The organism is Corynebacterium sp. CNJ-954 (assembly GCF_001942345.1).
In the GTDB taxonomy this organism is placed as follows: Bacteria; Actinomycetota; Actinomycetes; order Mycobacteriales; family Mycobacteriaceae; genus Corynebacterium.
Genome location: NZ_MKKI01000042.1, coordinates 209021 through 230455, shown reverse-complemented (window position 1 = coordinate 230455; position 21435 = coordinate 209021). Strand labels below are relative to the sequence as shown.

The window sequence follows — 21435 nt, the reverse complement described above, 5'->3', positions numbered from 1 at the left end:
CGATGATAATGTCGGTGTGACCTAACCCGACGCTCCCAGGAGACTTTCATGAGCACCCCCGGTGACAACAGCGACAACAGCCGTAATAGTGACAACGGAGACAACGGCGAGTACCGCGCCAACCGGTGGAGTAACCCCTCCGGTGGTGCCTCGAACCAGGGGTCGGGCTACCCATCCTTCAGCGCCCAACCACAGCCCGGCCCCGGCACCTACACCGCTGCGCCCGGTGGAGGAACGAACCAGGACTCGTTCTTCTCCGCACTGTTCGACTTCAGCTTCACCCGCTACGCGACGCCGTCGATCATCAAGTTCGCCTACGCGCTGGGCTTCGCCTTCATCGCTCTGCTGTGGGTCGGCTACGTCCTCTTCGCCCTCATCGCGCCGACCAGTGAATTCGGCGTCGGCGGTTTCGTCCTCGGACTGTTCGGCGTCATCATTCTCACGGTCGGCATGCTCTTCATGCTGATGTCCCTGCGGATGATGCTGGAGTTCTACCTCTCCAACATCCGTATCGCACAGTCCGCACAGTCGATCGACCAGCGACTGCTGGAGCGCCAGGGTGGCCAGCCCGGAAGGTACTGACACCTCGCCCGACCAGTGCGCGGCCTCCGGTCGTACACTGGTCACCATGTCCAGGAGCTCTCGTCCCCAGTACCGGGACGAGGCTTTTGTCGTCCGCACCCACAAACTCGGTGAAGCCGACCTCATCGTCGTGCTGCTGACTCGGGAGCACGGACTGGTTCGCGCCGTCGCGAAGGGGATCCGCCGGTCCAAGTCGCGCTTTGGCGCCCGGCTCGACCGCTTCTGCCGCGTGAATGTCCAGATCTACCCGGGGCGGAACCGGTCGAAGCCGGACGGCGGCCTGGCCAACGTCACCGACGCCGTCACGGTCCATACATTCGCACCCCAGATCAGTACCGACGTCGACCGGTACTACGCCGGCGTGGCGATGCTGGAGATCGCCGAACTCACCGTCCAAGGGTCAGGGGAGGACGCGGGACACATTTTCGACGGGCTTGACCAGGCGCTGGCAGCGCTGGCATGGCGGGACGCGGGCACCCCGGGCACCGAACTCCCCCCTCGCACCCAGGCGGACCGGTTCGTCCTGCAGTCCCTGGGAATGGCAGGCTGGGCCCCCAGTCTGGTGGACTGCGCGCAGTGCGGACGGGCGGGCCCGCACTCCGCCTTCCACCCGTTGGCCGGCGGCGCGGTGTGTACGTCCTGTCGCCCGCCGGGGGCGTTTACCCCGCCGGCACAGTCCGTCCGGGTCCTCTGGCTGCTGTCCCGGGGCCGGCCGGGCGACCTTGCCGCGGTAGACGCCGTCGCCGACGAGGCGGACGGCGCCCGCATACTGAGCATCGCCCACGAGCTTCTCCTCGCCCATGTGAAGAACCAGACGGAATCCCCGTGTCGGGCATTCTCTTCTCTGTGACCCGCCGTCTGGCACAATATTGGGCGTGAGTAGACCCGAGATCCCCGCCGAGTTCATTCCCCGTCACGTCGCGATCGTGATGGACGGCAACGGCCGTTGGGCGCAGGACCGGGGCCTTCCCCGCACAGAGGGGCACAAGCGCGGCGAAGGCGTCCTGATGGACATCATCGACGAATGCCTGGAACTCGGGGTCGACTACCTCTCCGCGTACGCCTTCTCCACGGAGAACTGGCGCAGGAGCGCCGAGGAGGTGCGCTTCCTCATGGGGTTCAACCGCGACGTGCTGCGTCGGCGACGCGACGAACTCGATGCGAAAGGTGTACGGGTCATCTGGGCGGGGCGACGCCCGCGGCTGTGGCGGTCGGTGATCTCGGAACTGACGAAGGCCGAGGACCAGACCCGCGACAACACCAGGATGACCCTGGTCATGTGCGTGAACTACGGCGGGCGGGCGGAGATCACGGACGCCACGCGGGCGATCGCCGCGGAGGTCGCCGCAGGGAGGTTGAAGCCCCGTGAGATCACCGAGAAGACGGTCTCGGCCTTCATGAACGATCCCGGTATGCCCGACGTGGACCTGTTCCTGCGCCCGTCCGGCGAGCAGCGGACGTCGAACTTCCTGCCGTGGCAGTCGGTGTACGCCGAGATGGTGTACCAGGACGTCCTGTTCCCTGATTTCACCCCGGAGCATCTGCGGGAAGCGGTGTTGGAGTACGCGAAACGGGACCGGCGGTTCGGCGGTGTGAAATGAACGACGAACCGACCCGCCGACAACTCAACCGGTGGCGACGCTACCTGGCCGACGAACGGGCGGAGGGGACAGTGTACCGGGAGCTCGCCCGGAAACGGACCGGTGAGGAACGCGAGATCCTGCTGGGCATCGCCGAGGCAGAGTCCCGCCACGAGGAGTACTGGCGGGCCCGTCTGGGAGACGACGTCGGACTGCCCCGGAAAGCTGGGCTGAACACCAGGCTGATGGCCTGGATGGCACGTAGATTCGGGTCGGTGTTCGTCCTGGCACTGCTCCAGTCCGCGGAGTCGCGCAACCACTACCTGTCAGACAAGGACGCCACCGAACAGATGGCGGCGGATGAGGCGATCCACGCCGAGGTCGTCCGGGGGCTGGCAGCACGGGGCAGAGCGAAGATGTCGGGGGATTTCCGCGCCGCGATCTTCGGCGCCAACGACGGACTGGTGTCGAACCTGGCGCTCCTGTTGGGGATGTACGGTGCCGGCGCCGGGCAGGCGACGATGCTGACGGCGGGTATCGCCGGCCTGTTGTCGGGTGCCCTGTCGATGGCCGCCGGTGAATATGTGTCGGTGACGAGCCAGAAGGAGCTGCTGGAAGCGTCGACCCCTGACCCGAATGCCAGCACGGCGGTGCCGAAGCTGGACGTGGACCGCAATGAACTGGAGCTGGTCTACCGGGCGCGTGGAATGGACCCGGAGGCTGCCGGACGGAAGGCGCGGCGCGTGTTCGCCGAGTTGTCCCGGCTCAAGGAGATCAAGGACGCCACCGACGGGCCGGACGCTGATCCTGAGTTCGCCGGTGGGCTGGACTCCGGCGCAGAGGACGAGATAGCTGAGCTTGCCGAGGAGGGCGTCGAGGCCACTGAAAACGGTGGGTCCGGCATGTCCGCAGCCGTCTCGAGCTTCCTGTGCTTCGGTGTCGGCGCGCTTGTACCGGTGATCCCGTTGATCCTCGGGCTGGTGGGTCTGCCTGCGATCGTCCTGTCCTGTGTACTGGTGGGAGTGGTTCTTCTCGTCACCGGTGCCATGGTGGGACTACTGTCCGGGATGTCGTCCTGGAAGCGTGCCTTGCGACAGCTGGCCATCGGATTCGGCGCGGCAGCCGTGACATTCGCTTTGGGAAGCCTGTTCGACGTCGCCGCGGCGTAGGAGCTGGGGGAGCGGCAGTCCCTGCTCAGTTCCGGCGTTGCGTGCGGGCACAGTCGGCGCAGAGTCCGAAGACGTCGGCGGTGTGGCCGGTCATCACGAAGCCGTGCTGACGGGCGACATCCGTGGCCCACCGTTCCACCGGACCGCCGTCGATCTCCACCGCTTTTCTGCATGACGTGCACACGAGATGATGGTGGTGGTGCACGGAGCTGCAGCTCCTGTAGAGCATCTCGCCGCTGTCGTCCTGCAGAGTGTCGATCATCCCCTGGGTGTTCAGCTGTTGGAGCGTGCGGTACACCGTCGTCAGGCCGACCTTGTGGCCGCGCTCGCTGAGGGTGGCGTGGATGTCCTGCGCGCTGGCGAAGGTGGTCATCCCTTCGAGCGTGTCGACCACCGCCGCGCGTTGGCGGGTGTTTCGCTGTCCGATCCGGGGAGTGTTCATCGTGCCCTCCACCCTAACCGTTCACGCGGACGGAGGGAACGGAACGGCATTCCGGGACCCGTCGGGGAAGTGTTGTCCGGAGCCCGTCCCATGCCTCGGAATGCGCAGGTGAGAGTGGCTTATTCGAGGTAGGATCGGTGGACTTGACAGGGGTGGCGGAGCCGCCGTAAATTAGTGCCAGTTCCCCAGGGATGGCTTGTCCCCCCCTAAGTCCATCCCATCAAACGGGGAACAAGGCCCCATCCTCTTCGGAGGACAGCGTGGCCGGGACCCGCGATAACCCCCCCTTTCGCGGGTCCTTTTTAATGCCCTCAGGAAGGTCGGGTCGGAGTGCGTGACCCGGGGGTGCCTCGCGGTGGCCGTCCCGGTATCATGGGCGTGATTGTCTGAACGACCGTCAACCCCACCGTCAACGAGGAGTGCCCCGAGCCCATGGCCGCAAGTAACATCGAGACCGTCGTCAACCTCTGCAAGCGCAGGGGACTGGTGTTCCCTGCGGGTGAGATTTACGGCGGTACGCGCTCCGCCTGGGACTACGGTCCGTTGGGCGTCGAGCTCAAGGAGAACATCAAGCGCCAGTGGTGGCGTCACATGGTGACCTCCCGCAAGGACGTCGTGGGCGTGGACACCTCGATCATCCAGCCGACGCAGGTCTGGGAGGCCTCGGGGCACGTCGAGGTGTTCAGTGACCCGCTGGTGGAGTCGCTGTACACCCACAAGCGGTACCGCGCGGACCACCTTCTGGAGGCTTACGAGGAGAAGCACGGTCACGAGGCGCCGAACGGTCTCGCCGACATCAATGACCCGGTCACCGGCCAACCAGGAAAGTGGACCGAGCCGCGTGAGTTCTCCGGTCTCCTGAAGACCTACCTCGGCCCTGTCGACGACAAGGAGGGCCTGCACTACCTGCGTCCGGAGACCGCGCAGGGCATCTTCATCAACTTCAAGAACGTGATGGGCTCTGCCCGTCAGAAGCCGCCCTTCGGTATCGCCAACACGGGAAAGTCCTTCCGCAACGAGATCACCCCGGGTAACTTCATCTTCCGCACCCGGGAGTTCGAGCAGATGGAGATGGAGTTCTTCGTCAAGCCGGGCGAGGACGAGGAATGGCACCAGAGGTGGATCGACGACCGGTTCAACTGGTACGTCAACCTCGGTATCGACCCGGAGAACCTGCGGTTGTACGAGCACCCGCAGGAGAAGCTCTCCCACTACTCCAAGCGCACCGTGGACGTGGAGTACGCCTTCAACTTCGCCGGTTCGAAGTGGGGTGAACTCGAGGGCGTCGCCAACCGCACGGACTACGACCTGAAGACCCACGCCGAGCACTCCGGCGAAGATCTCAGCTTCTTCGACCAGGAGACCGGCGAGCGGTGGATCCCGTACTGCATCGAGCCGGCCGCCGGTCTCGGCCGTGCCATGATGGCCTTCCTGGTTGACGCCTACTTCGAAGACGAGGCACCGAACACCAAGGGCGGCGTCGACAAGCGCACCGTCCTGCGCCTGGACCGCCGTCTCGCACCGGTGAAGGTCGCCGTCCTGCCCCTGTCGAAGAAGGAGACTCTCACCCCCACGGCGGAGAAGGTGGCAGAGGAGCTCCGCGGCCTCTGGAACGTCGACTACGACGTGTCCGGTGCCATCGGACGCCGGTACCGCCGTCAGGACGAGATCGGTACGCCGTTCTGCGTCACCGTCGACTTCGACACCCTCGAGGACAATGCGGTGACCGTGCGCGAGCGCGACACCATGTCCCAGGAGCGGGTCAGCCTGGATAAGTTGCAGGGCTACCTGGCCGAGCGGCTCGCAGGCTGCTAGCCGGAACGGAACTGAGACATGCCGAACCCTGACATCCGTTGGACCGTCCCCTCCGACGGGCACACCTTCCCGATCTACGCAGGCCTTCCCAGCGACATGGACAGGGTGGGGGAGTACTCCGTGGAACGGGACGTCGCCACGATCCGTTTCGGCGGAGACACCTGGAAGCTTGACGCAGACAAAGGTCCGGCCATGACGGCGACCACCGGTGAAGCCACCGGGTCACAGGTGTTCACCGCCGTCGGAGATGCGAAGACGTTCGGCGCCTCCAAGAACGTCAGCTGCACCGCCGACCGGCACCGTGTCCTGATCCACGCGGAGAGCAAGAAGGATTTTGTCCTCTTCAAGGCTCCTTCCGAGCAGGATGAGCCGTTGGATCTCAGGAAAGCGGAGAAGATCGGTCAGTTCAGTTCAGAGAACGGTGGTCTCAAGAACGTCCACGTCTCCTTCGAGGGGGCGGGTGAGAAACTGCCGTTGGATGTCCAGGTGTTCCTGTCATGGGTGGCCCGTCACGCCATGGAGACACGGGTACTGTCCGCCACCTGGCGCCTGTCGATCTTCCTGATCATCCTGGTGCCGTTCCTGGTTCTGTACTTCCTCGGTTTCCTCTGAGAGAAGTTTCCCGGCGGGGAGTACGTGATCCGTTCACCTGAGGACCGCAAACCGGGTGCACACCAGCGCCCGGTTTCTCACTGTCTCCAGGAGCTCCATGCTGAGGGGGCGGGGGAGTAGCGGTGCGCCGTCTCCGAGGGTGACAGGTGCGTACTGGATCCACACCTCGTCGAGGAGTCCGGCGTCGGCGAACTGACCCGCCAGGTCCCCTCCGCCGACGATCCAGAAGTCCTTCTCACCGGCGGCTTCCGTCATCTGTGCGTGTACCTCGGTGACGGATGCCGATGTGAAGCGGACGTCTGCGCCGTCGACGGTGGGAAGGTCACGGTGAGTGAATACCCAGGCGGGAACGTTGTAGCTCCACCCGTCATCATTCGCCAGAATCCATTCATAGGTGGTCGCGCCCATCGCTATGGCGCCGACACCCTCGACGAAGCTGGTAGGGGACATCGGCCCGTCCCAGTCGAAGTCCTGGGAGGTCAACCAGCCGAGTGAGTGGTCGGTCGTGGCGATGAATCCGTCGAGACTGGACGCGGTGAAGTAGTGGGTTGTCATGTGGCCTAGGCTAGTTGCTTTGGCCCCGACGGGGTGCTAGCCAGACTGCTACTGCATCACCTCTTGGCACCGATTACGCCCGAGTGCGGTGGCGGTCCAGAATAGCCCCGGGTCGTCGGAGGCGGCCGGCGTAATCCGTGACAGGAATCGGGAGCCTAGAAGCTGTCGATTCCGCCGCCCCCGCCGAATCCTCCTCCGCCGCCCCACCGCCGAAGCCTCCACCGAAACCTCCTCCACCGAATCCGCCGTTCCCGCTGAGAAGCGAACCGAGGAGCATACCGGCGACGAGATTTCCACCGCCTCCGCCTCCGCCGTAGTAGTTGTTGCTCCGGTTGTAGTCGTCGATATCTCGACGAGCCATCTGCGATGCCTGGCGCGCCAGAGCATTCGCCTGTTGTGCGGCCGTGAATGCCGCACGCGGTTGAGAGTCCCGTTGCTTGTGTGCAGCGTCGAGAGCCTGAGCCGCGGACTGGGCGGAGGACCTGGCTTCGACTCCGATCATGCGGCCGCGGGTGTGGATCGTGTCCTCGACCGCCCGCAGGTGGTTCGTCGCTTCTGCAATGGTGCGGTCCACCATTCCCAACGTACGTTGGTAGTTGTTCTCGACGCCGCGGGCTTCATCCAGTTGGATGTCGAGCTCACCGTCGGCGTCAAGGAGCTCCGAGTAGGTTCCCAGCGGGTCCCGGTCACCATTCTCCCTGGCTGCGTCGAGTGCTTTCCTAGCCCGTTCGACGGCTTTACCGAGTTCGTCACGGTCGATGTCAGCATTGCTCGCGGCGAGATGGGTGGACTCCGTGATCTCCTCGGCGACCTCCTGGATCAGCGAGTCGAGGTTCTTCTGTGCCTCCTGGAGCTGGGTTTCAGCATGCTCGACGGCTGACAGCTGGCTGTCGGCCTGACTGATGGCCAGATGCGCGGCACTGGCGGCGTCAATGAGTTCACCTTGCTGGCCGGCAGGCAGGTTCAGCAGTTCACGGGCGCGGGAGATAGCCTGCTCTGCTTCAGTGATTTCGGCTTCAGCAATGTCCGGGTTGTCGGAGACGGATTCCAGGAGCTCAGGTTCCACCTTGCTGGCCAGGTTCTCCAGGATCTCGCGGGACCGGGGGATACGGGAGCGAAGCTCGACCGTCTGCTGGAAGAATTTGTCTACGATCTCAGGCGCGTCGATCAACTTCTCGCGCAGAGTGGCGAACCGTTCGGCCTGATCCCGCAGATTCTGTTCCGCTGTTCCGCAAGAGGAGATCATGTCGATCAGCTGTGCGCGTTCCTCGTGCTCACCGCTGACCAGACCATTCTGGAGCCGCTGGTGAGTGTCGTAGGCCTTTGCCAGTGCCTTCTTTGACACATCAAGGGCCTTGCGGAGGTCCCGCGTGCGTTCCTCGCCGAATTCTGCTTCGGCGGTGTCCAGCTCCTGGTGGCCCTTGCGGATCGACTCGTCGGTGCTGTGGAGCTCCTCGCTGGCCAGGGTGCGCAGCACGTGGGTGGGTTGCTGCGAGAGGTCGTCGGTGTTTTCCGGAGTGATCGTGCGGGCGGACTCGAGCTGCTCGGCCTCGTTCTCGCGCTTCTTCTTCCGCGTGTACCAGATCGCGCCACCTGCGCCGCCGACGACGACGATTGCCGCGGCACCACCCCAGGCATATGTGGAAGCCGGGGTGACGTCGGCTACGACATCGGCGATCGCCTGACCGCCCCCAGCCCAATTTCCGCCTCCGAGGTTTTCCCGAGCGGCCGAGCGGACATCTTCGGTCATGGAGTCGGGAACGGCGGGGCCGGGTGCGGTTCCGATCCTCCCGTCAGTCTCGGAGAGGACATTGATCACCCCTACGAGGACATTGTCTCCGCCGTCCTGTGACAACAGTTCTGTAGCCAACGCATTCTCGTCCCCTCCGTAGTTGTCCACGTACACCAGGTACGCCTTCACCCCTGTCTCCGACGGGCCCTTGGCCAGTGTCTCCTCGATGGAGCTGCGCTCGGAGTCCGACAGCACGCCTGCCTGGTCGACAACCTGCGAGTCCAGGGTGATGTCGGTGGCGGAACCGGTGTCTGTCGCCGTCCCCTGGGCGAGGACGGTGGCGTCAGCGGGTGAGGGCTCTGCGGCCGCCGTCCCGAACCCCAGAGCGGCGCCGGCCCCGACGCCGAGACCAGCCACCCCGGCGACGGCGACGGAGGCGGCGAACCGTCGGAGTCGGATACGGGAGGCGGGCCTGGGGTGATTCGCAGCATACATGCACCCCACAATAACGAAATCCACGAACTGGGGTGCGTAGTCTTAGTCGCATGAACGGCAGAACCATCGGTAGCACCGCGGGTCGTACGGTCGGTGCGGGTATTCGTGGACTGATCTACATGATCATCGGCACCGTCGTCATCGGTCTGGTGATCACCCTCGCCACTGCGGCGCACGTCTGGGCCTACGCCCGCCAGGACGACCGCGCCGGCGCAGACACCATCCTGGTGCTGGGCGCTGCCCAGTACAACGGCACGCCGTCACAGTGGTTCGCAGCCCGACTCGACCATGCCGTGGAGCTCTACGAAGAGGGGGTGTCCTCACACATCACCACCATCGGTGGAAAGCTCGAGGGAGACGCTTACACGGAGGCCGAGGCAGGTGCGACATACCTTCGGGACAAGGGGGTTCCTGACGAGGCGATCACGGAGGTCAACGAGGGGATGGACACGCTCGGCTCGGCGGAGGCGTTTGCACCGGTGGCTGAAGACAACGGTTGGGACCGGGTTCTCGTCGTCACGGATCCCAACCATTCTCTACGTGCGACGAACATGGTCGGCGACCAGGGCGTGGATGCCCACGCTTCGCCGACGAGGCAGGGGCCGGCGGTGTCGAGTCGGAAGGAACAACTGGACGCCATCATCCATGAGACCGGCGGCCTGCTGTACTACCGTGCGACCGAGGAAGGCGGCGGTGACTACACCGTCGACGAGAGCTAGAGGAGACAGATCACGGTGCAACGGTACGGCTACACCGCCCACGACCTGGAGCGCATCATCGGCGTGCCCGGGAAATCACTCGGCGTCGACGGTGCGGTGCCCGACGCCCGCGACGACTTCGACCGGGACCGCGCCCGGGTGCTCCACAGTGCGGCACTGCGCCGTCTCGCCGACAAGACCCAGGTCGTCGGACCTGGTTCGGGCGACACCCCACGTACCCGACTGACCCACTCCCTCGAGGTCGGACAGATTTCCCGAGGCATCGGCAAGACCCTCGGTGTGGACCCCGACCTCGCCGATCTCGCCGGTCTGACCCACGACATCGGGCACCCGCCGTACGGGCACAACGGCGAGCGCGCCCTGGACGAAGCAGCAGCGTCGTGCGGGGGATTCGAAGGGAATGCGCAGACGCTTCGGATCCTGGTGCGGCTCGAACCGAAGACTGTCGGCCCGGACGGTCAGAGCTACGGACTGAACCTGACCCGGGCATCCTTCGACGCGGCCTGCAAGTACCCGTGGGGGCCGACGGCGCCCGACGGCACGGCCCGTGCGAAGTACTCCTGTTACGCCGACGACCTGGACATCCTGTCGTGGATACGGGACGGTGCACCGGACGGGCGCAAATGCCTCGAGGCGCAGATCATGGACTGGTCGGACGACGTCGCCTATTCGGTGCACGATGTCGAGGACGGCATCGTCTCCGGGCGGATCAGCATGAACGTCCTGTGGGACCTCGTGGAGCTCGCGACACTGGCGGAGAAGGGCGCCCGCGCCTTCGGCGGCGACCCGGAGGAACTGCTCGACGCCGCGGACCGGCTCCGGCGGATGCCCCCGGTCGCCCGCGCAGCAGACTTCCACGGCACTCTCCAGGACCTTGCCGCGTTGAAGGGGCTGACCAGCGAACTGGTCAGTCGGTTCGTCACCGCGTCAGTCACCGCCACCCGCGAATCGCATCTCAACCCGTCCAGTGAGGGGGACCAGCGGGTCCCCTTGGGGCGGTATGCTGCTGACCTGGTGATTCCCGCAGAGGTGAAGGCAGAGGTGGTGCTGCTGAAGTCACTGGCCGTGCTCTACGTGATGGATGAGCACCGTCACCTCGCGGACCAGGAACGGCAGCGGGACCGGATCTTCCGCGTCACGAATTATCTCGCCCAGGGCGCACCGGGCAGCCTCGACCTGCTGTTCCGACCGTGGTGGGAGGCTGCCACGACCGATGCCGGGAAGATGCGGGTGGTCATTGACCAGGTGGCGTCGCTGACCGAGGCACGTCTCGAACGACTGGACCGTTCAGCCTCGGCCATCAGCGCGGCCTGGGGTTGACTGTGCTGACTCCTCAGTCCTCGGCGTCGGGGATGGAGCAGAAGGACTCGTAGTGGTCCGCGGTGTAGTACCAGACATCCGGATCGGTGTCGGTTCCGCCGCCGACGACGATCCGGCGTGCTCCACGGTGGTCCAGCCCCGGTGTCGAGACGGTGTATTCCCGGTAGTAGCTGCCGGGCTCTTCGGGAAGCCGTCCTTCGTAGTTGCCGAAGTGTTTACCGTCATGGTCAGGATGCTCGAAGTCACCGTCGCCGAGAATGGAGTCGATGACGTCGTCCGCCTGCCCCGGGAGCGACGCGACGGTGCAGGTGTCTCCGGTGGCGCCGGGCTCGTCGTCGCCGGTGACGGCATCGAGCCCGAAGTACCCTGCGACGAGGACGATCGCCGCGCCGGCGACTCCACCGGCCAGTCTGTTGTTCCGAGTGCTCACAGCACGTCAGTACATCACACGCCGCCTAGATGTTCACGTCCGGCGTCACCGCGGAAGTGGCCTCCGGCTCGATCTTCGGCACCGCGTTCGACCGGCTGGAGGACACCGGGGTGATGGGCAGCCGCAGTGCGGCGGGGGCGCTGTCCGGGACGACAGGGTGGTCGGGGCGGACCGGTGCGACCCGCTGGTAGGACTTCACCGACTCCTGCTGTGCCGGGCGGGGATCACTGTCGCCCTTGTTGGGCCAGAGCGCCGCTGCCCGTTCCGCGTTCGCCGAGATCGACAGTGACGGGTTGACCCCCGGGTTCGCCGTGATCGACGCCCCGTCGGTGACGAACATGGACGGGTACCCCCACACCCGGTGGTAGGGGTCGACGACACCGCGCTCAGGTGAGTCGGCGATGGTGCATCCGCCGAGGAAGTGCGCGGTCAGGGGGATATTGAAGACCTCTGACCACACGCCACCGGCGACTGCCTTGGGGAAGTGCGCCGCGCCACGGCGGGTGGCGTCGTTGCCTTCGGGGATCCAGGTCGGGTTCGGATCTCCCTCCCCCTGCCTGCTGGTGAGGAACCGGAGGGGCCCGAAGGATTTCAGACTCGTCGTCAGGGAGTTGTCCCGCGCCTGCATCACCAGGTTGATCATCGTCCGCTCCGACCAACCTCGCAGGTCCAGGACCAGTTTGACCGCCGACGGGTTCTTCGCCAGCTGGCGGAGGAACTCGACCCACCGTGGCCACGTCGTGTCGCCGTCGGTCACCAGTGTCTGGAGCAGGCCCATCGCATTGGATCCCTTGCCGTACCGTACCGGCTCGATGTGGGTGTCCGGGGCAGGCCAGTAACTCGAGGTGATCGCCACACCACGGGAGAAGTCGTGGTCGGGGTCGGGCTTGTCCAAACCGACGCCGAGGAGGGCCTCCGAGTTGGTCCGGGTGAGTTGTCCGAGATGATCGGAGATCCGGGGCAGGGTGCCGTCCTCCTTCCCACGGTGCAGCAGGTTCTGGGTGCCCCAGGTACCAGCCGCCATGACCACGTAGTCACTGGTGAATGTCCGGCGCTTCTTCCTGCCGAAGAACGGTGCGGTGGTTTCGGTGGTGACCGTCCAACCGGTGTCCTCGTCCGCGCCGACCTTGGTGATGCCGGTGACGGTGGACCTGTCGTGGACCGTCGCTCCCGCCTGTTCAGCGAGATAGAGGTAGTTCTTCAACAGGGTGTTCTTTGCGCCGTGCCGGCAACCGGTCATGCACTCACCGCACTCCGTGCACGCGGTACGGTCCGGCCCGACTCCGCCGAAGTAGGGGTCTGCGACAGTTTCACCTTCCTCGCCCTCCAGGCCGACCTTCTTGCCGAAGAAGACCCCGACCGGGGTCATCCGGAATGTGTCACCGACCCCCATCTCGTCGGCGACCTTCTTCGACAGGCGGTCGGCCGGGGTGACCGTCGGATTCGTCACCACGCCGAGCATCCGCCGGGCCTGGTCGTAGTAGGGGGAGAGCTCGTCCTCCCAGTCGGTGATGTGGTCCCAGGCAGAGCTGTGGAAGTAGTCTTCACCAGGCTTGTAGAGGGTGTTGGCGTAGTTCAGTGAACCGCCGCCGACACCGGCACCCGCGAGGATCATCGCGTCCTTCAGCAGGTGGACCCGCTGGATCCCGTAGAGGCCGAGCTTCGGTGCCCAGAGGAACTCCTTGAGATGCCAGCTGTTCCTGGCGAATTCATGGTCGGCGAAACGGCGTCCAGCCTCGATGATGCCGACCTTGTAGCCCTTCTCGGTCAGACGCAGGGCGGTCACGGATCCGCCGAACCCGGACCCGACGATCAGAACGTCATAGTGGGTGTTACTCATGGTGCACTGCTCTTCTCTCCACGCCGCGGCCCGGTAGTCACTCCGGAACGGCGTGCGGTAGTCGTCGATACTGTTTTGCAACAGATAGGAGACATCCTAGGATGCGGTGACGGCGAGTTCAGCCGAATCGGGGACTTCGTCGGGACGGTGGCTATCATGGTCGACATGGCACGAGGGCGGATTCCGGACACCGACATCGCCGCGATCAGGGAGCAGACCCCGATCGAGGAGGTGGTCGGTGAGTATGTCCAGCTCACGCCGGGTGGAGTGGACTCGATGAAAGGTCTCAGCCCGTTCAAGGACGAGAAGACCCCGTCCTTCCACGTACGGCCGAACAAGGGCTACTTCCACTGTTTCGCCACCGGCGAGGGAGGGGACGTCTTCAGCTTCCTGATGAAGATGGAACACGTCAGTTTCCCGGAGGCGGTGGAGCAGTGCGCCGAGCGTATCGGATTCCGTATCAACTACGAGGGCGGCGGACCAGTCAACCGGGTCGAGCCGGGGACGCGACAGCGGCTTGTGGCGGCGAACCGGGCAGCACACGAGTTCTACATGGAGCGACTACGCGACCCGGAGGACGCCGGTGCAGAGACGGCGAGGGCCTTTCTCCGTGACCGGGGGTTCGAAGGCGAGATCGTCGACACGTTCGGGTGCGGTTATGCCCCCGCCGGGTGGGACACCCTGACCAAGCACCTCCTGCGTCGTGGTTTCGAGTTCAAGGAGCTCGAGGACGCCGGCCTGAGCAGGATGGGCAACCGGGGGCCGATCGACCGGTTCCACCGTCGTCTCCTGTGGCCGATCCGTTCCGTGGCGGGCGACGTCATCGGGTTCGGTGCGCGCAAACTCTTCGAGGACGACAACCTCGGCAAGTACATGAACACCCCCGAGACACTGCTCTACAAGAAGTCGAAGGTGCTGTTCGGGATCGATCTGGCCAAGAAGTCCATCGCATCGGACCACCAGGCGGTCGTGGTCGAGGGCTACACGGACGTCATGGCGATGCATGCGGCGGGGGTGCCGACCGCTGTGGCGGCCTGCGGGACCGCCTTCGGCGAGGACCACCTGCAGATGCTGCGCCGGTTCATGGTGGACGACCAGTTCTTCCGCGGCGAGATCATCTACACCTTCGACGGTGACGAAGCCGGGCAGAAAGCCGCGCTGCGTGCCTTCGAGGGGGACCAGAAGTTCACCGGCCGCAGTTACGTCTCCGTCGCCCCCGACGGAATGGACCCCTGTGACGTGCGGATGGAAAAGGGTGACGCCGCGGTACGGGAGATCGTGGCCGACCGTATCCCGATGTTCGAGTTCGTGATCCGGACCGTCCTCCGCGGTTACGACACCCACCACATCGACGGACGGGTGGAGGCGATGCGCCGGATCGTCCCGGTGCTTGCCGGCATCAGGGACGACGCCCTGCGTGACGAGTACGCACGCCAGGCTGCCGGGTGGTTGAGCTGGCCTGACCCCACCGAGGTGGTCAGTCAGGTCCGCGCCGAGGCAGCGAAGGGTCGGCGGGGCAGCCAGGGGCCGGAGCTCAAGGAGGGGGTGGCACGGCTGGCGCGGCGTTCCGCGGAGGCGGAGAAGGCAGGTGCCGCCACGGGGTCGAATGTCACCTCGATGCTCAGTCGTCCTGATCCTGCTGACGTCCACCTGGAGCCGGCGCGCGAGGTGCTCAAGCTGATGCTGCAGGAGCCGGAGATGGTCGGGGCGGACGCGGACGGTCTTCTGCCTGACTCCTTCGAACATCCGACCTACGTCGCGGTGGCGACGGCTATCGCGGCAGCGGGCGGCGTCGGTTCGGTCGGTTCCGAGGGTGGGCACGCCGCCGGGGCAGCATGGCTGGACGCCGTCAGTTCGGCCACGGACGACGTGATGTGTCGCGCGGTGATCAGTGAGTTGGCGGTGGAGGAGCCGCGGTGTCAGCGAGACCGACTGGAGTTCTACGCCGGTGCGGTGGTCGCCCGGATGGAGGAACGGTGGGTCGGGATGGAGATCGCCGAGTTGAAGTCACGGATGCAGCGTATGCGTCCCGACCAGGGGGGAAGTAAGAAACAGGAGTACAACAACACTTTCGCTGACCTCATGGCGCTGGAGAAGTACCGTCGCACCCTGCAGGAACAGGCGCAGAACTACGGCGATCTGCGCGGCTGACTGGCCCCTGGGTCAGGGACGACGCCGGGTAAACCGGTCGAACCGCTTCTGGACGGGTCCCCCTGCGCCGTCCTGGTCGCTGACGCGGCGGCCCTTGCTGTCACGCATGCGCGCCTGCTCACCCTCGATGTAGATGTCCTCTTCGTGGTCGACGGCGTCATTCTCCAGGACGGCGTCACCGTGAAGGTCCTCTGCACCACGGAGATCGCGGAGTTCCCGCATGCGTGGGTCGGGGTCGAGGCGGTCAGCCAGGGCCTTACGTCCGGCCTGTACAGCGCGCCGGGTGGCAGGGGAGTTGACCGCAGCCTCGTAACCGCGCCGGATCTGCTCGTACCGGCGTCGTCCGGCCTTGGTGCCGAAAACGTAACCGGCGGCAGCTCCGATGACCAGCTGGATCATGAAAAATACGCTCCTGGAATTCAACGAGATGAGTGTCGGCCTGGCTCACTCTGGGGTTCGCTCTGGGCACCAGCCTACCTTGACAGTCGACCGCGCTCGACGGAAATCATCCGTATCCTGTACGGAAAGAGTGAAGGTCTGCACGAGGAGAGGAAGATTCAACACATGAGTACGACGGTGAAGGGTGTTATCGCCCGGGGTAGAGGTGCCGAGGTCGAGTTGACCGATATCGTGGTGCCGGATCCGGGGGCCAATGATGTGGTGGTGAAGATCCAGTCGTGCGGGGTGTGCCACACTGATCTGGCCTACCGTGATGGTGGTATCAGTGATGATTACCCGTTTCTGCTGGGCCATGAGGCTGCTGGGGTGGTGGAGTCGGTCGGTGAGCGGGTCACCCATGTTGCTGTGGGTGACTTCGTGGTGTTGAACTGGCGTGCGGTGTGTGGGCAGTGCCGGGCGTGTAAGAAGGGTGAGCCGAAGTACTGCTTCGACACGTTTAATGCCTCGCAGAAGATGACCCTGGCCGATGGTACGGAGTTGGAGGCTGCGTTGGGTATCGGCGCGTTTGTGGAGAAGACGTTGGTGCATGAGGGTCAGTGCACGAAGGTGAATCCGGATGCTGATCCTTCGGCGGTGGGGTTGTTGGGGTGTGGGGTGATGGCTGGTCTGGGTGCTGCGGTGAACACCGGTGAGGTTGCCCGTGGTGAGACTGTGGCGGTGATCGGCTGTGGTGGGGTTGGTATGGCGGCGATCGCTGGGGCGAAGTTGGCGGGGGCGACCACGGTCATCGCGGTGGACCTGTCGGATGCCAAGCTTGAGCGGGCACGTGACTTCGGTGCGACGCACACGGTGAACCCGGGGTCACTCGGCGGGGATGCGGCTGCCACTGGTGAGGATCAGCCGGTGGTGCAGGCTGTCCACGAGATCCTCGGTGGTGTCGGTGCTGATGTCGTCGTGGATGCCGTCGGGTTGCCGGCGACGTTCACTCAGGCGTTCTACATGCGTGATCTGGCCGGGCGGGTGGTGTTGGTGGGGGTGCGACCCGGAGATGACCGTTCAGTTGCCGTTTGTGGACGTCTTCTCCCGTGGTGGTGCGGTGAAGTCGTCGTGGTACGGCGACTGTCTGCCGGAGCGGGATTTCCCGATGTACACCGAGTTGTATCTACAGGGTAGGTTCCCGTTGGGTGAGTTTGTTGATGAGCGGGTCGGTATTGATGCGGTGGAGTCGGCGTTTGCGAAGATGAAGCAGGGGTCGGTGCTGCGGTCGGTGGTGGAGCTGTGAGTGGGTCGGAGATGACGGCAGGGGCTGCGGCCAGTGGTCTGCGTATCGACCGGGTGGTGACCCACGGGGTGTTTGCCTTGGATGGTGGTCAGTGGGAGGTCGACAACAATATCTGGGTGATCGGTGATGATGACGAGGTGGTTGTCGTCGACGCCGCGCATGACGCCGATGCGATCGTGTCGGCGGTGGGGGACAGGTCGGTGCGCGGTGTGATCTGTACGCACGCGCATAATGATCACATCACTGTGGCCCCGGAGTTGGCGGAGCGGTTGGACACGCAGATTCATGTGCATCCGGGTGATCAGATGTTGTGGAATCAGACCCATCCTGGTGTGGGGCATGAGGATCTGGCGGATGGGCAGGTGTTTGATGTTGCCGGGACTAGGGTGCGGGTGATCAATACGCCGGGGCATTCGCCGGGGTCGTGTTGTCTGTATCTGCCGGAGGCGAAGGTGTTGCTTAGTGGGGACACGATGTTTGCCGGTGGTCCGGGTGCGACGGGTCGGTCGTTCAGTGATTTCGATACGATTATTGAGTCGTTGCGGTCGAAGGTGTTGGTGTTGCCGGGGGAGACGGAGGTGTATACGGGTCATGGTGATGCGACGTTGATTGGTGATGAGGCTCCTCATTTGGAGGAGTGGATCGCCCGAGGCTATTGATCGCCATACCCTGGAGGGGTACAGTGTGCTCCACTGAGTGGGGCTGAACGAAGGAGAGAACGTGCCCGAGAATCTACTCGCCGAGGACGTGTCGACGGACGCAACTGGTTGCGGCTGCGACGCGCATGCGGGGACGTCCGGTGACGGCGATGCGACCCACGGCTACAGTGCGGACAAGAAGCGCTACCTCGCCCGCCTGAAGCGCATTGAGGGGCAGGTCCGCGGTCTGCACCGCATGGTTGACGAGGACACCTACTGTATCGACGTGCTCACCCAGGTGTCCGCGGTTCAGTCCGCGCTCAAGGGTGTCGCACTCGCGCTCCTGGACGACCACATGCAGCACTGTGTGTTGCACGCGGCGCAGCAGGGGGAGGACGAGGCCATGGAGAAGCTCGATGAGGTCTCGGCCGCGGTCGGCCGGTTGCTGAAGTAGGGCGGAGCGAAGGCGCGTCCTGCGCTGGCGGCTCCCGTGGGCCAACGGCAGTGCCCCACGTTAGTTCGTGGGGCACTGCCGTTTTCTGTGGGGCCAGCGGGGGGCTAACCCGTTACGTCATTTATACAGGTAGAAGTGGGTGACCTCCGTGGAGTAAGTGCCTCCGTGGGAGATACGTGGGAAACGGGCTGTGCTACCCCCGCCGGTTTCGCCCCTTTCTCCGCCATTCTACGGCCCGCCGAACACCCCCATGACGAACAGGCCCCGGCGCGCCGGGCATGGGGGAATCGTTGTACTAGCCGGCTGACTTCAACTCCGCGTAACGAGCGAAGAGGATCTCCAGGCGTTGGCGTTCGGTGGTGAGCTTCCGCTCGGCACCGAAGGCCTTGTCGACCACACGGTCCAGCTTGTCGTGGGCTTTCACCAGAGCTGCGTCCATGGCCAGAGGGTTGTAGGCGTCGGCGAGACTGCGCTCAGGGTGAAGGGAACGGGCTTCGAGGATGCCCTGTCCGGCTGCGATGATCGCTGCACGAATCTTGTCGTCGAGCTCGGAGACAGGGAATGTGTTCCAGGTCAGCGTCGAGGCGAAGCGGAGATCGGATTTCAGGCGACCCCCGATTGTCTTCTGCCAGGTGATGAACATCGAGGACGATGCCAACGCGAACTGGAGTCCATCGGGGTCTTGGGCGTGGAATACGAGGTCGGAAGCAATGACCTCAGCCGAGTAACGCTGCACCGTGAAGTAACGGCGGGTCTCGCTGACGACCTTCGGCAGGCAGAGGTAGTCCGTGTCCGGCTGTGATCGCTGGCCGAACAAGTGCGGGGTCTCCGCCATCTTCCGGGTGCTGGCGGCCTTGCTGTCCCGGCGGAACGATGCGACAGCATCGAGTCTCTTCTTGAGGATCGTGCTACGGCTGATGTCCGCTGGGTTGAGACCGACCAACCAGAGGCACCAGCGATCCTTGTTGTGCATCAGTTCGCGGCTGCCCCGGAACGGGCGAACGTACTTGGCTGCGATTGGATCGGCCATGACCTCGTTGTACTGGCCCGGATCGACGATGAGATTCCCTCCATCCCTGGCCATGTTGCCGAAATACGCCGGAGCGAGCTCCGGAGACAGAGGGCTCGAAGATTTGTCGACGAGAACATTCGGCCCATCAACGAGATAGGCGTTGACCGCGGCATGAACATCGACGGAGATGGGCGTACCTTTCACATTGGGGTAATCCCACAGTCGCGGTCGCGGTACGGTATCCCGATCGAAGCCGACAATGATGCAGTGCACCGCTGCCTTGCCCGGCGCGTCAGAGTTCCAGGCGAAGGTGCGGTGGGCGAAGCGGATACGCCAACCAGCGTCAAAGATCGGTCCGAACAGGCGGGGGACCTGGTCGCCCTGGGTGATGGAGTTGGTGGTCACGAACGCGAATGCACCGCGGCGGCGCTCCAACAGCTGCATGGTCTTGGCGTGCCAGCAGGTGACATAGTCCAGCCGGGAGATGTCTTTGGTTCCCCAGATCTCATGCATCTCGGCGACCTGTTCCTTTGAGCGCGAGATGTGTCCCAGAAACGGCGGGTTGCCGAAGACATAGGTCGCCCCGCTGGTGCGGGGGATCTCGTACTCCCACCCGAGCTGCAAGGCGTTGCCGTGGCGGATATGGGCTGTGATCGTGATCGGCAGGCGGTCTGGGGCGTCACCAACAGCGGCCGCGAGGGCGCGGTTGGCCTGGTGGTCGACGAGGAACATCGCGGTCTCGGCGATCTTCGCCGGCCACCAGTTGATCTCGAAGCCGTGGAACTGGCCGATGGACAGACGCTGGTCCAGGGATACGTCCAGCGACGCGGTCTGCTGTCCTTCCTTGGCGCGCAGCGCGACGATGATGTCGGTCTCGATCGACCGGAGCTCCCGGTAGGCGACGACGAGGAAGTTGCCGCAGCCGCACGCCGGGTCGAGGAACACCATCTCCGCCAACGAGTCCCTAAACTCCCGCAGGGCTTTGACAGTGGTGGACTTGTTGTGGACCAACCGGTTGGCCTTGTCGCGCACTTCGTCGAGGAACAGCGGTTCGATGACCTTCAGGATGTTGGTCTCGGTGGTGTAGTGCTCACCGTCAGCCCTACGGGCTTCCTTTGATTTGACCAGCTGGAACATGGAGCCGAACACGGCCGGAGAGATTCTGGTCCAGTGGAACCGGCAGGCGTCCAACAGGGCTTCGCGCATCTCGTCGTCGAAGAAGTCTTGCGGCCACTGGTCGGCGAACAACGAGCCATTGACGTAGGGGAACTTCGCCATCTCCTCGGGTACCCGCCGCCGTCGGCTCTCGGGGGTGTTGAGGACCTGGAACAGGGCGTTGAGCCGTGAGCCGAGGGTTTCGCCTGTGGTGTCGTAGAGGATGAAGCGGTAGAACAGGTCTTCCTCCCACAGTCCGGCGTCGTCGCCGTAGAGCAAGAACAGCACGCGGGTGAGGAACACGGAGGTCTTCTGTACCTGCCAGTCCTCTTCCTCGGGGTCGGTGGGGGCGTCGTCACCGACAGCCTCGTCGGTGTCGCCGAGCATGGCGGTGTAGAGGTTCGCCATTAGCTTCGAGGCGTGGATCGAGGCTTCCTCTTCCTCGGCCTTGGTGACGGTCTCCTGGCCGGCGAGGAAGATCAGTTGGTCGACGTGGTCGGTGATCTCGTCGATGGTGAAGGCGACGGTCCAGCCGTCGTCGCCGAGTTTGGTGACCCGGAGGTTCTCGAAGTCGGCGACGATGGCGTAGCGGGGCCACTCGTGCTGACCGATCGAGCCTCCGGCGAGGTAGTCGATCGCCTGGTGTTCGGCAGCATCGAGATCCTTGCCAAGGGACTTAGCCTCACCGATGACCACACCGGACCAGAACAGGTCGATGTAGCCGGTGTTGCCGGTTGAGGCGCGGGTGGCATCACGCTCGAACAGTCTGATGCGCTCGGGGATCACCCCGAAGCAGCGCAGCAGATCCGACCAGAACTGTTGCGCGTGGGACTTCTCGGTGTGCTTGGCCCCGGTGACACGCCAGTCGTTGATGATGGCGCGCCAGTCGGTGGCGAAGCTGTCGAGCTTGCGTCTAATAGAGCCACGGTCGAGCTGAGTGGTGAAGGAAGCAGTCACAGGTAGAAAAGTATCCCATGACACGGCCATGCGGTGACCATGACACCCATGGGTCGGCTGCACCTTCCCCGTCTTGTTCTCGCTCGATGGCCTCAG

Annotated in this window: 17 protein-coding genes and 2 pseudogenes; 12 read left to right on the top strand and 7 right to left on the bottom strand. The window is 64.5% G+C overall.

From position 1 onward, the window contains the following. The first annotated feature begins 48 nt into the window (after positions 1-48). The 4 genes from BJF89_RS13795 to BJF89_RS13780 all read left to right on the top strand — a co-directional run bounded on the left by BJF89_RS13795 (position 49) and on the right by BJF89_RS13780 (position 3331). Positions 49-582: a DUF4282 domain-containing protein gene (locus BJF89_RS13795; protein WP_075815655.1), complete on the top strand. Its 534-nt coding sequence runs from the start codon at positions 49-51 to the stop codon at positions 580-582. 46 nt (positions 583-628) lie between these two features. Beyond that, positions 629-1432, top strand: a complete 804-nt coding sequence (gene recO, locus BJF89_RS13790) for a DNA repair protein RecO (RefSeq protein ID WP_075815717.1) — start codon at positions 629-631, stop codon at positions 1430-1432. A gap of 79 nt (positions 1433-1511) precedes the next feature. Next, positions 1512-2183, top strand: coding sequence for an isoprenyl transferase (locus BJF89_RS13785; RefSeq protein WP_255372669.1), 672 nt, complete (start codon positions 1512-1514; stop codon positions 2181-2183). Then, positions 2180-3331: a VIT1/CCC1 family protein gene (locus tag BJF89_RS13780; RefSeq protein ID WP_075815653.1), complete on the top strand. Its 1152-nt coding sequence runs from the start codon at positions 2180-2182 to the stop codon at positions 3329-3331. The genes BJF89_RS13785 and BJF89_RS13780 overlap by 4 nt, the downstream gene beginning before the upstream one ends. A 25-nt stretch (positions 3332-3356) precedes the next feature. On the opposite strand, the gene BJF89_RS13775 is transcribed toward BJF89_RS13780, so the two are convergent. Then, on the bottom strand, positions 3357-3773 hold the full coding sequence (locus tag BJF89_RS13775; RefSeq protein WP_075815652.1) for a Fur family transcriptional regulator: 417 nt from the start codon (positions 3771-3773) through the stop codon (positions 3357-3359). Positions 3774-4205: 432 nt separating this feature from the next. Between BJF89_RS13775 and BJF89_RS13770 the strand changes: the two genes are divergently transcribed. Together BJF89_RS13770 and BJF89_RS13765 are read left to right on the top strand one after the other, a co-directional pair. After that, positions 4206-5588 carry a glycine--tRNA ligase gene (locus BJF89_RS13770; protein WP_075815651.1) on the top strand — a complete coding sequence of 461 codons (1383 nt, stop codon included), beginning with the start codon at positions 4206-4208 and terminating at the stop codon, positions 5586-5588. 18 nt (positions 5589-5606) lie between these two features. Further along, positions 5607-6200, top strand: coding sequence for a hypothetical protein (locus BJF89_RS13765; protein ID WP_075815650.1), 594 nt, complete (start codon positions 5607-5609; stop codon positions 6198-6200). 33 nt (positions 6201-6233) lie between these two features. Here BJF89_RS13765 and BJF89_RS13760 read toward each other — a convergent pair whose 3' ends face one another. Beyond that, complete coding sequence (locus BJF89_RS13760; protein ID WP_075815649.1) at positions 6234-6755, bottom strand: dihydrofolate reductase family protein; 522 nt, start codon at positions 6753-6755, stop codon at positions 6234-6236. Positions 6756-6828: 73 nt separating this feature from the next. After that, the gene (locus tag BJF89_RS13755) at positions 6829-8982 is read right to left on the bottom strand and encodes a TPM domain-containing protein (protein ID WP_255372659.1); all 2154 of its coding nucleotides are present in this window, start codon (positions 8980-8982) and stop codon (positions 6829-6831) included. Positions 8983-9032: 50 nt separating this feature from the next. Between BJF89_RS13755 and BJF89_RS13750 the strand changes: the two genes are divergently transcribed. Both BJF89_RS13750 and BJF89_RS13745 read left to right on the top strand, forming a co-directional pair. Next, a complete protein-coding gene (locus BJF89_RS13750) occupies positions 9033-9701 on the top strand; it encodes a YdcF family protein (protein ID WP_075815648.1) in 669 nt (222 codons plus the stop codon). Positions 9702-9716: 15 nt separating this feature from the next. After that, a complete protein-coding gene (locus tag BJF89_RS13745) occupies positions 9717-11021 on the top strand; it encodes a deoxyguanosinetriphosphate triphosphohydrolase (RefSeq protein ID WP_075815647.1) in 1305 nt (434 codons plus the stop codon). Between the two features lie 13 nt (positions 11022-11034). Here BJF89_RS13745 and BJF89_RS13740 read toward each other — a convergent pair whose 3' ends face one another. Together BJF89_RS13740 and BJF89_RS13735 are read right to left on the bottom strand one after the other, a co-directional pair. Continuing rightward, positions 11035-11451, bottom strand: coding sequence for a ribonuclease domain-containing protein (locus BJF89_RS13740; protein WP_075815646.1), 417 nt, complete (start codon positions 11449-11451; stop codon positions 11035-11037). Between the two features lie 25 nt (positions 11452-11476). Further along, positions 11477-13291 carry an FAD-dependent oxidoreductase gene (locus tag BJF89_RS13735; RefSeq protein WP_075815645.1) on the bottom strand — a complete coding sequence of 605 codons (1815 nt, stop codon included), beginning with the start codon at positions 13289-13291 and terminating at the stop codon, positions 11477-11479. A gap of 165 nt (positions 13292-13456) precedes the next feature. Between BJF89_RS13735 and dnaG the strand changes: the two genes are divergently transcribed. Further along, positions 13457-15442: a DNA primase gene (gene dnaG / locus BJF89_RS13730; RefSeq protein ID WP_187344714.1), complete on the top strand. Its 1986-nt coding sequence runs from the start codon at positions 13457-13459 to the stop codon at positions 15440-15442. Between the two features lie 156 nt (positions 15443-15598). On the opposite strand, the pseudogene BJF89_RS19715 reads toward dnaG, so the two are convergent. Then, positions 15599-15841, bottom strand: a pseudogene (locus tag BJF89_RS19715) (hypothetical protein); the annotation flags it as partial. 165 nt (positions 15842-16006) lie between these two features. On the opposite strand from BJF89_RS19715, the pseudogene BJF89_RS13720 reads away from it, so the two are divergent. The 3 genes and pseudogenes from BJF89_RS13720 (at position 16007) to BJF89_RS19710 (ending at position 18215) form a co-directional block, all read left to right on the top strand. Then, positions 16007-17123: pseudogene (locus BJF89_RS13720) on the top strand (S-(hydroxymethyl)mycothiol dehydrogenase). An 11-nt stretch (positions 17124-17134) separates the two neighbouring features. Next, positions 17135-17782: an MBL fold metallo-hydrolase gene (locus BJF89_RS13715; protein ID WP_075815716.1), complete on the top strand. Its 648-nt coding sequence runs from the start codon at positions 17135-17137 to the stop codon at positions 17780-17782. Positions 17783-17843: 61 nt separating this feature from the next. Further along, a complete protein-coding gene (locus BJF89_RS19710; protein ID WP_083650843.1) occupies positions 17844-18215 on the top strand; it encodes a metal-sensitive transcriptional regulator in 372 nt (123 codons plus the stop codon). A gap of 295 nt (positions 18216-18510) precedes the next feature. Here the strand turns inward: BJF89_RS19710 and BJF89_RS13705 are convergent, their stop codons facing one another. Further along, positions 18511-21339: a DNA methyltransferase gene (locus tag BJF89_RS13705; RefSeq protein WP_369803730.1), complete on the bottom strand. Its 2829-nt coding sequence runs from the start codon at positions 21337-21339 to the stop codon at positions 18511-18513. Positions 21340-21435: the final 96 nt, after the last annotated feature.

Bases quoted from the DNA above. Each gene is read 5' to 3' on its own strand.
- recO (WP_075815717.1), top strand. From the start codon at position 629: ATGTCCAGGAGCTCTCGTCCCCAGTACCGGGACGAGGCTTTTGTCGTC.
- BJF89_RS13795 (WP_075815655.1), top strand. From the start codon at position 49: ATGAGCACCCCCGGTGACAACAGCGACAACAGCCGTAATAGTGACAAC.
- BJF89_RS13760 (WP_075815649.1), bottom strand. From the start codon at position 6,755: ATGACAACCCACTACTTCACCGCGTCCAGTCTCGACGGATTCATCGCC.
- BJF89_RS13750 (WP_075815648.1), top strand. From the start codon at position 9,033: ATGAACGGCAGAACCATCGGTAGCACCGCGGGTCGTACGGTCGGTGCG.
- BJF89_RS13780 (WP_075815653.1), top strand. From the start codon at position 2,180: ATGAACGACGAACCGACCCGCCGACAACTCAACCGGTGGCGACGCTAC.
- BJF89_RS13715 (WP_075815716.1), top strand. From the start codon at position 17,135: ATGACGGCAGGGGCTGCGGCCAGTGGTCTGCGTATCGACCGGGTGGTG.
- BJF89_RS13735 (WP_075815645.1), bottom strand. From the start codon at position 13,291: ATGAGTAACACCCACTATGACGTTCTGATCGTCGGGTCCGGGTTCGGC.
- BJF89_RS13755 (WP_255372659.1), bottom strand. From the start codon at position 8,982: ATGTATGCTGCGAATCACCCCAGGCCCGCCTCCCGTATCCGACTCCGA.
- BJF89_RS13785 (WP_255372669.1), top strand. From the start codon at position 1,512: ATGGACGGCAACGGCCGTTGGGCGCAGGACCGGGGCCTTCCCCGCACA.
- BJF89_RS13775 (WP_075815652.1), bottom strand. From the start codon at position 3,773: ATGAACACTCCCCGGATCGGACAGCGAAACACCCGCCAACGCGCGGCG.
- BJF89_RS13770 (WP_075815651.1), top strand. From the start codon at position 4,206: ATGGCCGCAAGTAACATCGAGACCGTCGTCAACCTCTGCAAGCGCAGG.
- BJF89_RS13765 (WP_075815650.1), top strand. From the start codon at position 5,607: ATGCCGAACCCTGACATCCGTTGGACCGTCCCCTCCGACGGGCACACC.
- dnaG (WP_187344714.1), top strand. From the start codon at position 13,457: ATGGCACGAGGGCGGATTCCGGACACCGACATCGCCGCGATCAGGGAG.